The organism is Curtobacterium sp. LFS079 (assembly GCF_047977865.1).
Lineage (GTDB): Bacteria > Actinomycetota > Actinomycetes > Actinomycetales > Micrococcaceae > Arthrobacter.
The window spans coordinates 95,198-108,182 of sequence record NZ_JBFPFO010000004.1 but is presented as its reverse complement, the minus strand read 5'-3'; the positions used below and the strand labels follow the sequence as shown (position 1 = coordinate 108,182).

The 12,985-nt window shown below is 67.1% G+C and carries 9 protein-coding genes; 6 read left to right on the top strand and 3 right to left on the bottom strand.

Annotated elements, in window-relative coordinates; all coding sequences use genetic code 11:
• The first annotated feature begins 30 nt into the window (after positions 1-30).
• The 4 genes from uvrB (at position 31) to ACNQPB_RS08805 (ending at position 5,571) form a co-directional block, all read left to right on the top strand.
• A complete protein-coding gene (gene uvrB, locus ACNQPB_RS08820) occupies positions 31-2,163 on the top strand; it encodes an excinuclease ABC subunit UvrB (RefSeq protein ID WP_498750896.1) in 2,133 nt (710 codons plus the stop codon).
• Between the two features lie 164 nt (positions 2,164-2,327).
• Positions 2,328-3,356: a TerC family protein gene (locus tag ACNQPB_RS08815; protein ID WP_498750894.1), complete on the top strand. Its 1,029-nt coding sequence runs from the start codon at positions 2,328-2,330 to the stop codon at positions 3,354-3,356.
• 96 nt (positions 3,357-3,452) lie between these two features.
• Positions 3,453-4,766 (top strand): MFS transporter, encoded by a 1,314-nt coding sequence (locus tag ACNQPB_RS08810; RefSeq protein ID WP_498750892.1) that lies wholly within the window; start codon positions 3,453-3,455, stop codon positions 4,764-4,766.
• Positions 4,767-4,962: 196 nt separating this feature from the next.
• On the top strand, positions 4,963-5,571 hold the full coding sequence (locus ACNQPB_RS08805; RefSeq protein WP_498750890.1) for a hypothetical protein: 609 nt from the start codon (positions 4,963-4,965) through the stop codon (positions 5,569-5,571).
• Positions 5,572-5,596: 25 nt separating this feature from the next.
• On the opposite strand, the gene ACNQPB_RS08800 is transcribed toward ACNQPB_RS08805, so the two are convergent.
• From ACNQPB_RS08800 to ACNQPB_RS08790, 3 genes are all read right to left on the bottom strand, one after another.
• The gene (locus tag ACNQPB_RS08800; protein WP_498751287.1) at positions 5,597-6,928 is read right to left on the bottom strand and encodes an alpha/beta fold hydrolase; all 1,332 of its coding nucleotides are present in this window, start codon (positions 6,926-6,928) and stop codon (positions 5,597-5,599) included.
• A gap of 13 nt (positions 6,929-6,941) precedes the next feature.
• Positions 6,942-7,463 carry a GNAT family N-acetyltransferase gene (locus ACNQPB_RS08795; RefSeq protein ID WP_498750889.1) on the bottom strand — a complete coding sequence of 174 codons (522 nt, stop codon included), beginning with the start codon at positions 7,461-7,463 and terminating at the stop codon, positions 6,942-6,944.
• A gap of 154 nt (positions 7,464-7,617) precedes the next feature.
• A complete protein-coding gene (locus ACNQPB_RS08790) occupies positions 7,618-10,164 on the bottom strand; it encodes a DEAD/DEAH box helicase (protein WP_498750888.1) in 2,547 nt (848 codons plus the stop codon).
• Positions 10,165-10,222: 58 nt separating this feature from the next.
• On the opposite strand from ACNQPB_RS08790, the gene ACNQPB_RS08785 reads away from it, so the two are divergent.
• Together ACNQPB_RS08785 and ACNQPB_RS08780 are read left to right on the top strand one after the other, a co-directional pair.
• The gene (locus ACNQPB_RS08785; RefSeq protein WP_498751285.1) at positions 10,223-11,041 is read left to right on the top strand and encodes a trans-aconitate 2-methyltransferase; all 819 of its coding nucleotides are present in this window, start codon (positions 10,223-10,225) and stop codon (positions 11,039-11,041) included.
• Between the two features lie 97 nt (positions 11,042-11,138).
• Positions 11,139-12,932, top strand: coding sequence for an ABC transporter ATP-binding protein (locus ACNQPB_RS08780; RefSeq protein WP_498750886.1), 1,794 nt, complete (start codon positions 11,139-11,141; stop codon positions 12,930-12,932).
• Positions 12,933-12,985 lie beyond the last annotated feature (53 nt).

The following is a 12,985-nucleotide window of genomic DNA, read 5'->3' as shown; positions in this document are numbered from 1 at the left end:
ACTGTCCGCGGGCAGGGGTAGATTTGATGCATGAGCCTCGCCCAGGAAATCAACCGAGTCGTCGCGCCCTTCGAAGTCGTCAGTGAATACCAGCCCGCCGGTGACCAGCCGGCTGCCATCGCGGAGCTGACTGAACGCATCAACAACGGTGAAAAGGACGTCGTGCTGCTCGGTGCCACCGGTACCGGCAAGAGCGCCACCACGGCCTGGCTGATCGAGCAGGTCCAGCGGCCCACGCTGGTGATGGTCCAGAACAAGACCCTCGCGGCGCAGCTGGCCAACGAGTTCCGGGAACTGCTGCCGAACAACGCGGTGGAGTATTTCGTTTCCTACTACGACTACTACCAGCCGGAGGCCTACGTCCCGCAGACGGACACCTTCATTGAGAAGGACTCCTCGATCAACGAGGAAGTGGAGCGGCTGCGCCACTCGGCCACCAACGCCCTGCTGACCCGGCGGGACGTCATCGTCGTCGCCACCGTGTCCTGCATCTACGGCCTTGGCACGCCTGAAGAGTACATCGCCGGAATGGTCACCCTGCGCAAGGGCGCCGAAATGAACCGGGACCACCTCCTGCGCAAGTTCGTGTCCATGCAGTACGCCCGCAATGACATGGACTTCCACCGCGGCACCTTCCGGGTGCGCGGCGACACCGTGGAAATCATCCCCATGTACGAGGAACTGGCGCTGCGGATCGAGTTCTTCGGCGACGAGATCGAGAACATCTACACCCTGCACCCGGTCACGGGAGAAGTCATCAGGGAAGAGACCGAGATGTATGTGTTCCCGGCGTCGCACTACGTCGCCGGTCCGGAACGGATGGGCCGGGCCATCACCGGCATCGAGGACGAGCTGGCTGACCGCCTCAAGGTGCTGGAAGGCCAGAACAAGCTGGTCGAGGCCCAGCGACTTCGCATGCGCACCACCTACGACCTCGAAATGATGCAGCAGATGGGCTTCTGCAACGGCATCGAGAACTACTCCCGGCACATCGACGGACGCGGCCAAGGCACCGCTCCGCACTGCCTCCTCGACTACTTCCCGGACGATTTCCTTCTCGTCATCGACGAATCCCACGTGACCGTGCCGCAGATCGGCGCCATGTACGAAGGTGACATGTCCCGCAAGCGCACCCTGGTGGACCACGGCTTCCGCCTGCCCTCGGCCATGGACAACCGGCCGCTGAAGTGGGACGAGTTCCTGGAACGCATCGGCCAGACCGTGTACCTGTCGGCGACCCCCGGCAAATACGAGCTCGGCAAGGCCGACGGATTCGTGCAGCAGATCATCCGCCCCACCGGCCTGATCGACCCCGAAGTGGTCGTCAAGCCCACGAAAGGCCAGATCGATGACCTCCTCGGGGAAATCCGCACCCGCGTGGACCGGGACGAGCGCGTCCTGGTCACCACCCTCACCAAGCGCATGGCCGAGGACCTCACGGACTACCTGCTGGGCCACGGCGTCAAGGTCCAGTACCTGCACTCCGACGTCGACACCCTGCGCCGCGTCGAACTGCTGAGGGAACTCCGGCTGGGCGTGTTCGATGTCCTGGTCGGCATCAACCTGCTCCGCGAAGGCCTGGACCTGCCGGAAGTTTCCCTGGTGAGCATCCTGGACGCGGACAAGGAAGGCTTCCTGCGTTCGTCCACCTCCCTGATCCAGACCATCGGCCGTGCAGCCCGTAACGTCTCCGGGCAGGTGCACATGTACGCGGACCGGATTACCGATTCCATGGCCCATGCCATCGAGGAAACCAACCGGCGCCGCGACATCCAGGTGAAGTTCAACACCGAAAACGGCATCGATCCCCAGCCGCTTCGGAAGAAGATCGCGGACATCACAGACCAGCTTGCCCGTGAGGATGCCGACACCGATGCGCTGTTGGGCAGCTTCGACTATGGCAAGGGCAAGCGCGGTATTACCTCGGCGGCCAAGCCCGGTGCGAAGTCGGGCAAGGGGGCCAAGAAGGGTGCGGCCATCGTCCGCAGCGACGGACTCGCAGCGGCCCCGGCTGAAGACCTTGTGGGACTGATCGAACAACTCACGGAGCAGATGCACGCCGCCGCGGCGGAACTGCAGTTCGAAATCGCGGCACGCCTGCGTGACGAAGTAGGTGAACTGAAGCGGGAGCTGCGCCAGATGCAGTCGGCAGGGCACGCCTAAGGTAAAGTGGTGCGAACGTAGGGGAGTATCCCGAGCGCTACGTCCGTCAGCACGCCAGGCACAGACGCCTCGCCGGACGCAGCGGGCCGCCCAATCAGCACCAAGTGCGCGGGCAGGCCGGAGAGACTTACACCGCTTTGACGTACCCTGCGAAAGGCATTTCCATGCAGCTTCCCCTGTGGTTCGAGATCGGCTCGTTTGTCGTCCTTGGAATCATCCTGCTCGTCGACCTCCTGCTGGTGGTCAAGCGCCCGCACGAACCCTCCATGAAGGAAGCGGGCCTGTGGGTGGGCTTCTATGTTGCCCTCGCCCTGGCCTTTGCCGGCGCCATCTTCGCTTTCGACGGCGTGGAGCACGGCAGCCAGTTCCTCGCGGGCTGGGTGACCGAGTACAGCCTGAGCATCGACAACCTGTTCGTTTTCATCATCATCATGGCCCGCTTCGCGGTGCCGCGGAAATACCAGCAGGAAGTGCTGATGGTGGGCATCATCATCGCGCTGGTCCTGCGCGGCATCTTCATTGCCCTCGGCGCCGTAGTCATCGAACAGTTCAGCTGGGTGTTCTACATCTTCGGTGCCTTCCTGCTCTGGACCGCCTGGAAGCAGGCCAAGGATGAAGGCGAGGACGAGGAAGAAGGCTCCGAGAACCCGCTGATCGGCAAGCTCCGCAAGGTCCTGCCGATGTCGGAGAAGTTCGACGGCGGCAAGCTGCGCACCACGGTCGACGGCAAGAAGCTCTTCACCCCGATGCTGATCGTCTTCGTGACCATCGGCATGACCGACCTGCTGTTCGCCGTCGACTCCATCCCGGCGATCTTCGGCCTCACCCAGAGCGCCTTCATCGTGTTCACCGCCAACATCTTCGCCCTCATGGGCCTGCGCCAGCTGTACTTCCTCCTGGGCGGCCTCATGAACCGCCTGGTCTACCTCAAGCACGCGCTGTCGGTCATCCTGGCCTTCATCGGCGTGAAGCTGGTGCTGCACGCGATGCACGTCAACGAACTGCCGTTCATCAACGGCGGCCACCACATCGAGTGGGCCCCGGAGATACCCACCTTCGTGTCCCTGGCCGTCATCATCGGCACCATCATCATCGCGGTGGTGGCCAGCCTGCTCAGCCCGGCGGCCAAGCAGTCCAAGCTCGACGCCCGCCTCGAAGAGGACTCCCGCAAGAGCCTGAGCGACGTCGACTGACCCCGTAATGGCGTAGTCCGGAACCCCGGTCACTGATGTGACCGGGGTTCCGCCGTTTCCGGGATCCGCACGGCGTCGCGGGGATATGCTCGGGTGGTGGCTTTGACTCCGACAGAAACGATCGACCCCGCAGCAGCCCAGCGCCGTGCCGTTGTCCTCCTGAGCGCGGCGCAGCTGCTCAGCGGCGTCGGCAACGGTGCCACCCTTTCCATCGGCTCGCTGCTGGCGGTCCAGCTCAGCGGTTCGGAGGCATGGGCAGGTTCCGTGACCACCATCCTGACGCTCGCCGCCGCCGTCACCGCGCTGCCGCTGGCAGGACTCGCCGAACGCCGCGGCCGCCGCATCGGACTCGTCACCGGCCTCCTCGCCGCGATGCTCGGCGCCTTGATGGTGATCGTGGCGGCCACCGCCGGCAGCTTTGTGCTGCTCCTGCTCGGTGCCGCCCTGCTGGGCCTCGGCTCCGCTGCCAACCTCCAGGCCCGGTTCGCCGCCGTCGACCTCGCCGCGCCGGAACGCCGCGGGCGCGATCTCTCCACGGTGGTCTGGTCGATCACCGTGGGCGCAGTCGCGGGGCCCAACCTGATCCAGCCCGGTGCCGCCGTCGGCGAGGCGCTCGGGCTTCCGGCCACCGCCGGGCCGTTCATCTTCTCGGTGGCGGGGCTCCTGTTGGCAGCGGTCCTGCTCCTCGCGGGGTTGCGTCCGGACCCCCTGCTGCTTGCGCGCAGGCTGAGCGGGACGGAGCCCGACGCCGGCCGCCCCGGTCCGCGCCGCCGGTCCCTGACGCTGGGGCTGAAGGCGGTCCGGTCCTCGCCGATGTCCTTGCTTGCGCTGGCCTCGGTGGTGGCTGCGCACGGCATCATGGTCAGCGTCATGTCGATGACGCCGTTGCACCTGCAGCAACTTGTCGAAGGACCGATGGCGGACCACGGCGCGCACCATGTGGGCACCGATGCGCTGACCATCATCGGTTTCACGATCTCGTTGCACATCGCCGGCATGTTCGCCCTTTCGCCTGTGATGGGCTGGCTGACCGACAAAGCCGGCCGGCTGCCCACCATCGCCCTGGGGTACGTGCTGCTGATAGCGGCCGCCTTCGTAGCGGGCTTCGGCCAGCATGAACCTGCGGCCGTCACGGCCGGCCTGGTGATCCTGGGCCTGGGCTGGTCCGCCTCGACCATTGCCGGTTCCACGCTGCTGGCTGAAAGCGTCCCCCAGGAGGAACGCGTCAGGGTGCAGGGAGTCTCGGACACGCTCATGGGCGCCGCGGGCGCAGTGGGCGGCGGCTTCTCAGGACTGCTCCTGGCATTGCTCGGCTATCAGGGCCTGAACATGGCCGCAGTAGCCCTGGCCGCCGTCGTCATTGCTGCCGTCCTGCTCCGGATGTTCCGGAAGGAACCGGCCGCGGCCTAGCCGGGTGTCCTGTTTTTGGCTCGCCCCGACTGGTAACTTGCGGGAAAAGCCATCAAGCTAGGTAGGGGGTAACCAGGGGTGCGGGCGAGACGCACTCCCGCCGCAGAGAGAGGCCCCGCATTCCGTGCCACGCGCAAAATGGCAACCCAATCCCCTGATCCGCAAATACCTCAAAACCAATCATCCGGACCATCCCGTGACCCGCGGCCTCGGCGAAATCAGGCCGGTCGAGCCGGCGGCCCGGCGGGAAGGCATGCCCCTCCTGGGCGACGACCAGGTCTACGTGATGAAACATGGCACCAAGTACCATCCGGCGTGGTGCCAGGTTGTGGCCGACAAATGGGCCCACGCACCCAGGGGACTGCTCGTCACGCTGTTGTCCGACGTCGGCGGCCGGGCCCGGTGCAAGGAATGTGTCCGGGTCCTGAACTCAGCCACGGCGCAGCCCGCGCAGGAACACCAAACGCCAACCCGGCCCACTCCGGAACCCCCTCCGCCTGGCGCGGTGATCCCGCTGAAGGTCGTGGGGATCGCCCACGGAATCCTCTTCCTGGCGGCCGGGCCGGAACATCGGGAACGCCTCAAGGACACCGCGGTGGAGCCGGCGACACCGATGTACGTGGGCGGACGGCGGGACGGCATGGTGGTGCGCCTGGACGCCGGGCGTGACGAGCCACTGGTGGTTGTCCAAATGGATCCCCGCGCAACGTTCCGGAACGGACCGTATCAGGTGCGCCTGCGCCGTCCGTTGCTCCGGTCCGCGAGCAAACCGTACGCCGTGGACTCGGTCGAACCGGTGCCGTAGCTCCCGGTGCGGCGCTCACTCCGCTTCAGGCGCGGACCATGGCGAGCAGCCGTTTGAAGATGCCTTCGCCGTCCTCGCCGATGCCGTCGTGGTGGAAGTCGGCGGTGGTCCACGCCTGCAGTCCGCGGACAGCCGCCGCCGTCTCCATCGACAGGGTGTAGTCGACGTAGATGTCGTCCCGGTAAACCGCCGCGGCAACCGGGACGGTGTTGGCCGCCAGCTGCTCCAGGTCGTACAGCGGAGCCCAGTCCGGCTTCGCGGCCAGCAGTCCGGCGACCTCGCCCAGGGGCTGCAATGCGGGGTCCTGCTCGAAGTACCAGGGGTACACCATTTCACCGGTGAGCAGGGGTTCCTCAGCCTCAGGCCGGAACCGGGGGAACTCCTCCAGCACCCGCCACGCCGCCCAGTCCGTGGCCTTGGCTTGGCCGTAGATCGATTCGTGCAGCACTGCGTACAGCGGATTGGCTGCCCGCGACACCTGGGCGCGCACCTGCTCCAGGAAGGCATCGGAGAGCCGTTCACCGTCCGGGGTGGCCACGAAGGCGTCCTCGAGGAGGTAGTGCAGCGCGTCCACGCGTGTGTTGCCGCCCAGGAAGGAACCGACCAGCTGGAAACGCTCCGGGGTGAGGCGGCTGCCGTCCGGAAGCAGCTCCTCGTGCCGCTCCAGGTGGCGCACAATCCGGGTCACGCGTTCGCGGTCCTCGGGGTACGAGGCGAAGTATTCGGCGTTGCGTGCGGCCACGCGTTCGAAGGTGGCCCGGTAGACATTCTCCGCCGGGCCCTGAAGGGGTGCCAGCCCGCCGGTGATGAGGACTTCCTTCAGCCCGGCCGGGGCGAAGGACAGGTACGTCAGGGCGCAGAAGCCGCCGAAGCTCTGTCCCAGGACCGTCCAGGGCCCGGCGCCGAGCGCGGCCCTGATCAGTTCAGCGTCGGCGACGATGGCGTCGGCCCGGAAATGGCTCAGGTAGTCGGCCTGGTCCGCCGCGATGCCCTGCAGAGGCAGGGTGTTGCGGTCCACGGGGGTGGAAAGGCCGGTGCCGCGCTGGTCCAGCATCAGGATCCTGAAGTCGCGCGCGGCTGCCTTCATCCACCCGGAAAGCGAGGTGACCCGGTTGCCCCGGCCGCCGGGCCCGCCCTGCAGGAACAGCAGCCAGGGCAGCGCGGCGGCTTCGGCGTCGGTGTGGTCCGTGGACGCATATTCCCGGGCAAAGACCGTGATCTCCGCGCCGGCCGGGCGCGAGTGGTCCAGCGGGACCGTGAAGAAATGCTCCACGGTCCGCACGCCGCGGAATTCGTGGCGGGCGCCAATGGCGTGGCCGGCCTCCAGGGTTGCGCCTGCCGGATTTCGGGCGGTCAGGGCAGCAAAAGCCTCAGCCACGGGCCAGGCTTTCGCCAAGGGAGGCCGTACCGAACGAGCCCGCACCGAACGAGGAAAGGGCGTCGCCGGTGAGGCGGAAGGTGGTCCATTCGTCCATCGGCACGGCACCCAGGCTCTTGTAGAACGCGATGGATGGTTCGTTCCAGTCCAGCACGCTCCATTCCACCCGGGCATAGCCGTTCTCGACGGCCGTGGCGGCCAGGTGCCGGAGCAGCGCCTTGCCGTGGCCCTCGCCGCGGGCCTCCGGGGTGACATAGAGGTCCTCGAGGTAGATCCCGTGCACGCCCTCCCACGTGGAGTAGTTCAGGAACCAGAGGGCGAATCCCCGGACCTCGCCGGCGTCGTTCTCCGCGATGTTGGCGTAGACGCGGGGGTTGTCGCCGAACAAGGCACCGTGCAGCATCTCCGGGGTGTTCTTCACGGCGTCCGGCTCTTTTTCGTAGATGGCCAGATCATGGATCATCCGGAGGATTGCGGGGACATCGGCAGGGGTTGCGGGGCGGATCACACTCATGGCTTCGAGCTTATCCCCACCGGCTCCCAAACCTCGCTCCGCTCAGTCCGGGACCCTCGCCGGCGTGGGCCCACCCGCCGGCTCCCAAACCTCGCTCCGCCCGGCCCGCGACCCTCGCCGGCGTGGGCCCACCCACCGGCTCCATGACTGCCGCTCAGAGCCGGTTGACCGCCGTCACCGTCACCACGGCCGTGCCGCTTTCATCCGAAGCCGCCAGGTCGATTTCCGCCGAGATGCCCCAGTCGTGGTTCCGGGCGGGGTCGTCGAAAATCTGCCGCACGCGCCAGATCCCCGGTTCCTCGGTGATGATCAGCAGGCCGGGGCCGCGGGCATCCGGTCCGTCGCCGATGTCGTCGTGTTCGTCGAAGTAGTCATCCAGGGCCTCTTCCCATCGCCCGGAATCCCAGCCGCTGGCGCCGTCGAGATCGCCCAGCGCGTCCGAATCTTCGGCCGCGAACAGTTCCACCCGGCGGAACATCTCGTTGCGGACCATCACCCGGAAAGCCCGGATGTTCGAGGTCAGGGCCGGCGGCGGGGGCGGGGGAGCGTCGTGCGGTGTGGGGGCCGCGCCCGAGGTGAGCTCCTCCCACTCGTCGAGCAGACTGGAATCCACCTGGCGGACCAATTCGCCCAGCCAGGCGATGAGGTCCTCCAGGTCTTCCCGCAGCGCGTCCTGCGGCACGGTCTGCCGCAGGGCGCGGAAGCCGTCTGCCAGGTAGCGCAGCACGATGCCCTCGGAACGGGCGAGTCCGTAGAACTGCACGAATTCGCCGAAGTTCATGGCGCGCTCGTACATGTCCCGGATCACCGATTTGGGGGCCAGTTCGAAGTCGCCCACCCAGGGCGCCGCCCGACGGTACACCTCGAACGCCTCGCCGAGGATCTCGGCAAGCGGCTTCGGATAGCTGACGGATTCGAGCATGGCCATCCGCTGCTCGTACTCGATGCCGTCGGCCTTCATGGCGGCCACCGCTTCGCCCCGGGCCTTCTTCTCCTGCGCGGAAAGGATCTGGCGGGGCTTTTCGAGGGTCGCTTCGATCACGGAGACGACGTCAAGGGCGTACGACGGCGACTCCGGGTCGAGCAGTTCCAGCGCCGCCAGCGCAAACGGCGAGAGCGGCTGGTTGAGGGCGAAGTTCGGCTGCAGGTGGACCGTGAGCCGCAGGGCGCGGCCCTCCGCCGCCTGTTCGTCCTCGGGTATGCGTTCCACGACGCCGGCGGCAAGCAGTTCCCGGCAGATGCCCAGGGCCTTCTTCATCAGCTTCAGCTGGGCCGGACGGGTTTCATGGTTTTCGCTCAGCAGGCGCCGGGCCGCAACGAAGGGGTCACCCGGGCGCTCCATCAGGTTCAGGACCATCGCGTGGGTGATGGTGAAGCTGGACGACAGCGGATCCGGCACCGACTCCACCAGCTTGTTGAACGTGGGCTGGCCCCAGGAGACGAAGCCTTCGGGCGGGCGCTTCTTGACCACCTGGCGCAGCTTCTTCTGGTCGTCGCCGAATTTCGCGGTCGCCTTTGCCATCGCCTTGGCGTTTTCGACCACGTGTTCCGGCGCCTGGACCACCACCGTGCCGGCGGTGTCATAGCCCGCCCGGCCGGCCCGCCCGGCGATCTGGTGGAACTCGCGGGAGTTCAGCTGCCGGGTGCGGACGCCGTCGTACTTGCTCAGCGCGGTGAGCAGCACCGTACGGATCGGCACATTGATCCCGACGCCGAGCGTGTCGGTGCCGCAGATGACCTTCAGGAGTCCGGCCTGGGCCAGCTGCTCCACCAGCCGGCGGTACTTCGGCAGCATGCCGGCATGGTGCACGCCGATCCCGTGCCGCACCAGGCGGTTGAGCGTCTTGCCGAAACCGGCGGCGAAGCGGAAACCTGCGATCAGCTCCGCGATCCGGTCCTTCTCCTCGCGGGTGCACATGTTAATGCTCATCAGGTTCTGTGCCCGTTCGATCGCCTCGAGCTGGCTGAAGTGCACCACGTACACCGGGACCTGCTTGGTCTCCAGCAGTTCCTCAAGGGTCTCGTGGACCGGCGTCTCCTGGTAGTAGTAGTGCAGCGGAATGGGACGTTCCGCTGAACTGACGGTCGCCGTCGGACGTCCCGTGAGTTCCGTCAGTCCGTCCTCGAAGCGGCTCACGTCCCCAAGTGTCGCGGACATCAGCAGGAACTGGGCCTGCGGCAGTTCGAGCAGCGGCACCTGCCACGCCCAGCCGCGCTGCGGGTCGGCATAGAAGTGGAACTCGTCCATGATCACTGTTGTGAGGTCCGCGGCGGCACCCTCGCGCAGGGCCGTATTGGCCAGGATCTCGGCGGTGCAGCAGATGATCGGCGCGTCCTGGTTGACGCCCGAATCACCGGTGATCATGCCGACGTTCTCCGCGCCGAAGATGTCGCACAGAGCAAAGAACTTCTCGGAAACCAGCGCCTTGATCGGGGCCGTGTAGTAGCTGCGGCCGCCGCGGGCCATCGCGGCGAAATGCGCGGCGATGGCAACGTGGGACTTCCCGGAACCCGTGGGCGTGGCGAGGATGACGTTCCCGCCCGAGGACAGCTCCATGATGGCCTCATCCTGCGCCGGGTAGAGCTGGAGCCCGCGGCTCTCCGTCCATTCAACGAAGCGGGTGTAGATGTCGTCCGGGTCGGGGGATCCGCCGTCCGGGCCGCCGAGTGACATGCCGGAGAGCTGCTCAAGAAGTTTCATTGCCTCCAGCTTAGTGTGGAGCCAGACACCCACGAGGAGGCAGCTGATGGCACAGGCGATGATATGGGACCCCGGCAAATACGTGCAGTTCGGCGACTACCGGGACAGGCCCTTCTTCGACCTCACCGCACGGATCACCGCGGATGCGCCCCGCCAGGTGGTGGACCTCGGCTGCGGGCCCGGAAACCTGACCGCAACCCTGGCAGCACGCTGGCCGGAGGCCCGGGTACTGGGCGTCGACTCTTCGCCCGACATGCTGCGGCGCGCCGCCCGGCTGGCGGAAACACGGCCCGGGCTTGCCTTCGAAGCAGCCGACATCCGGGACTGGACGCCGGCGCCCGACTGCGACGTCGTGGTCAGCAACGCCGCCCTGCAATGGGTTCCCGGGCACCTGGAGCTGCTGCCGCGCTGGCTGGAGGCCCTGCCGCCCGGGGCGTGGTTCGCGCTGCAGGTCCCCGGCAACTTCGGAGCTCCGTCGCACACCCTGATGCGCGGGCTCGCCGGGTCCCCGGAATGGTCGGCGCAGCTGGACGGCGTGCTGCGCCATGACGACGCCGTCGGCGAGCCCGCGGACTACCTCACCGTGATGCTCGACGCCGGTTGGACGGCCGACGCCTGGGAGACCAGCTACCAACAGCTGCTTCCGGGTCCGGATCCCGTGCTCGAATGGGTCCGCGGGACAGGCCTCCGACCCGTGCTGGCTGCCTTGCCCCCGGCGGCGGCGGACCGTTTCGAACGGCAATATGCGGCGCTGTTGCGCGAGGCGTACCCGGAAAGCCGGCACGGCACGGTGTTCCCGTTCCGGCGGATCTTCGCGGTCGGGCACAAGCCCGGAACTACCCCGGCGGGCGCGCCGCCGGGAGGCCGGCGCGCATAAGCCGCGCAGCCTGTGATCTGCACTACAATGACAAGCGCGACAGTGGGGGCTGCATTCGTTTGGCGGCCGCAGCCCCCGGACATGGAACGGAGGCCGGATGCTCGCAGCGCTCGTACTGCGGCGCCTTGCTCCGTACCGGCTGCACGTCGCGGCCATCGCGTCCCTTCAGTTGCTCCAGGTCGGCGCCACCCTCCTGCTTCCCACCTTGAATGCCCAGATCGTCGACGACGGCCTGGTCGCCGGCAACAGCGCCGTGGTACTGGAGCTCGGCGGACGGATGCTGGCGCTGGCCCTCGTCCAGGTGCTGGCGGCTGTGTCCGCTGCCTACCTGGGAGCCGTCGTCGCGATGAAGATCGGGCGCCGGCTCCGGCAGGAACTCTTCGAGAAGATCCACGCGTTGCCCACCCAGGAGGCAGAGCGCTTCGGCCCGGCCAGCCTGGTGGTGCGCACCACGAACGACGTCCTCCAAGTCCAAACGGCAGTGATCCTCGTGACCAGCATGCTCGTCGCCGCGCCGGTCATGGGCATCGGCGGCGTCCTGCTCGCCGTAGCCCAGGACGGAACCCTTGCGTGGCTGGTTTTCGCCATCATTCCCTTGCTGATGCTCATCATGCTCCGGATCGTGAACAAACTGGTTCCCCTCTACCGCCAAGGCCAGGGACTGGTGGACCGCATCAACACCGTGGTCCGGGAACAGATCCTCGGCGTGATGGTGATCCGTGCATTCGTGCGGCGCTCCTATGAACGAAAACGCTTCGCCGCCGCCAACGGCGCGCTGACGGCCAACAACCTGCGTTCGGCCCGGATCGTGGCGGTAATGCTCCCGTTGGTCATGATCGTGGTGAACCTTTCCTCCGTGGCGGTGGTCTGGCTGGGCGGACTCCGGATCGTCAGCGGCGCGATGGAACTGGGTGCACTGACCGCCTTCACGGCGTACATCATGCAAATCCTGCTGGCCATCATGATGGCCATGTACGTGCTCTCCGCCGTTCCCCGCGCAGAGGTCAGCGCTGAACGGATCGGTGAAGTCCTTGCAATCCCCGACGAGGGGCAGGCAGCCGGACGCGGGGAAGCACCCCATGCGGCCCTCCCGGCCGCCCCGGCCGCCCGGCATGGCAGGCATTCCCAAACGGCGGCACTCCCGCCTTCCAGCGCAGCCCTACGCTTCGAGGACGTTTCCTTCGCCTTTCCCGGGGCCGAAGCGAGCGTGCTGGAAGACATCAGTTTCGAGGCATTGCCGGGCACGACCACCGCCATCATCGGCTCCACCGGGAGCGGAAAATCCACCCTTCTGCGGCTGGTCCCCAGACTGCTTGAAGTAAGCAGCGGGTCCATCACCGTCGGGGGACAGGACACCTCAGCCACGCCGTTGGATGCCCTGCGCCGCAGCATTGCCGCCGTGCCGCAACGGAACTGGCTGTTCGACGGAAGCGTCGCCGACAACCTCAGGATCTCCCTGCCCTCCGCGAGCGACGCGCAACTGTGGGATGCGCTGGAAACGGCGCAGGCGGCGTCGTTCGTGTCCGCCCTCCCGGACGGCATCCACACGGTCCTCGCCCAGGGTGGCGGACTCTCCGGCGGGCAGAAGCAGCGCCTGTGCATCGCCCGCGCCCTCCTCCGGCCGGCGTCGATCCATCTCTTTGACGACAGCTTCTCCGCGCTGGATTCCCTCACTGAATCCCGGATCTTCGAGGCCATGCGGCCGCGCCTTGCCACGTCTGTCGTGCTCATGGTGGCCCAACGGGTCCGGAGCATCGAGGCTGCGGACCGGATCCTGGTGGTGGACAACGGCAGGATCGTCGGCAGTGGCACCCATGCCGGACTGCTGGCAGGGTCGCGGCACTACCGGGAGATCGTGGCCTCCCAGCTCGAAACGGCGGACGAGCCGTGACGCGGCCCGCAAGCCCTGCAGGCGAACGCGAAGACCTGCCGCACCGGCGCCGG

Coding starts and splice junctions, on each gene's coding strand:
- ACNQPB_RS08790 (WP_498750888.1), bottom strand. CDS start 10,164: ATGAAACTTCTTGAGCAGCTCTCCGGCATGTCACTCGGCGGCCCGGAC.
- ACNQPB_RS08780 (WP_498750886.1), top strand. CDS start 11,139: ATGCTCGCAGCGCTCGTACTGCGGCGCCTTGCTCCGTACCGGCTGCAC.
- ACNQPB_RS08815 (WP_498750894.1), top strand. CDS start 2,328: ATGCAGCTTCCCCTGTGGTTCGAGATCGGCTCGTTTGTCGTCCTTGGA.
- ACNQPB_RS08795 (WP_498750889.1), bottom strand. CDS start 7,463: ATGAGTGTGATCCGCCCCGCAACCCCTGCCGATGTCCCCGCAATCCTC.
- ACNQPB_RS08785 (WP_498751285.1), top strand. CDS start 10,223: ATGATATGGGACCCCGGCAAATACGTGCAGTTCGGCGACTACCGGGAC.
- uvrB (WP_498750896.1), top strand. CDS start 31: ATGAGCCTCGCCCAGGAAATCAACCGAGTCGTCGCGCCCTTCGAAGTC.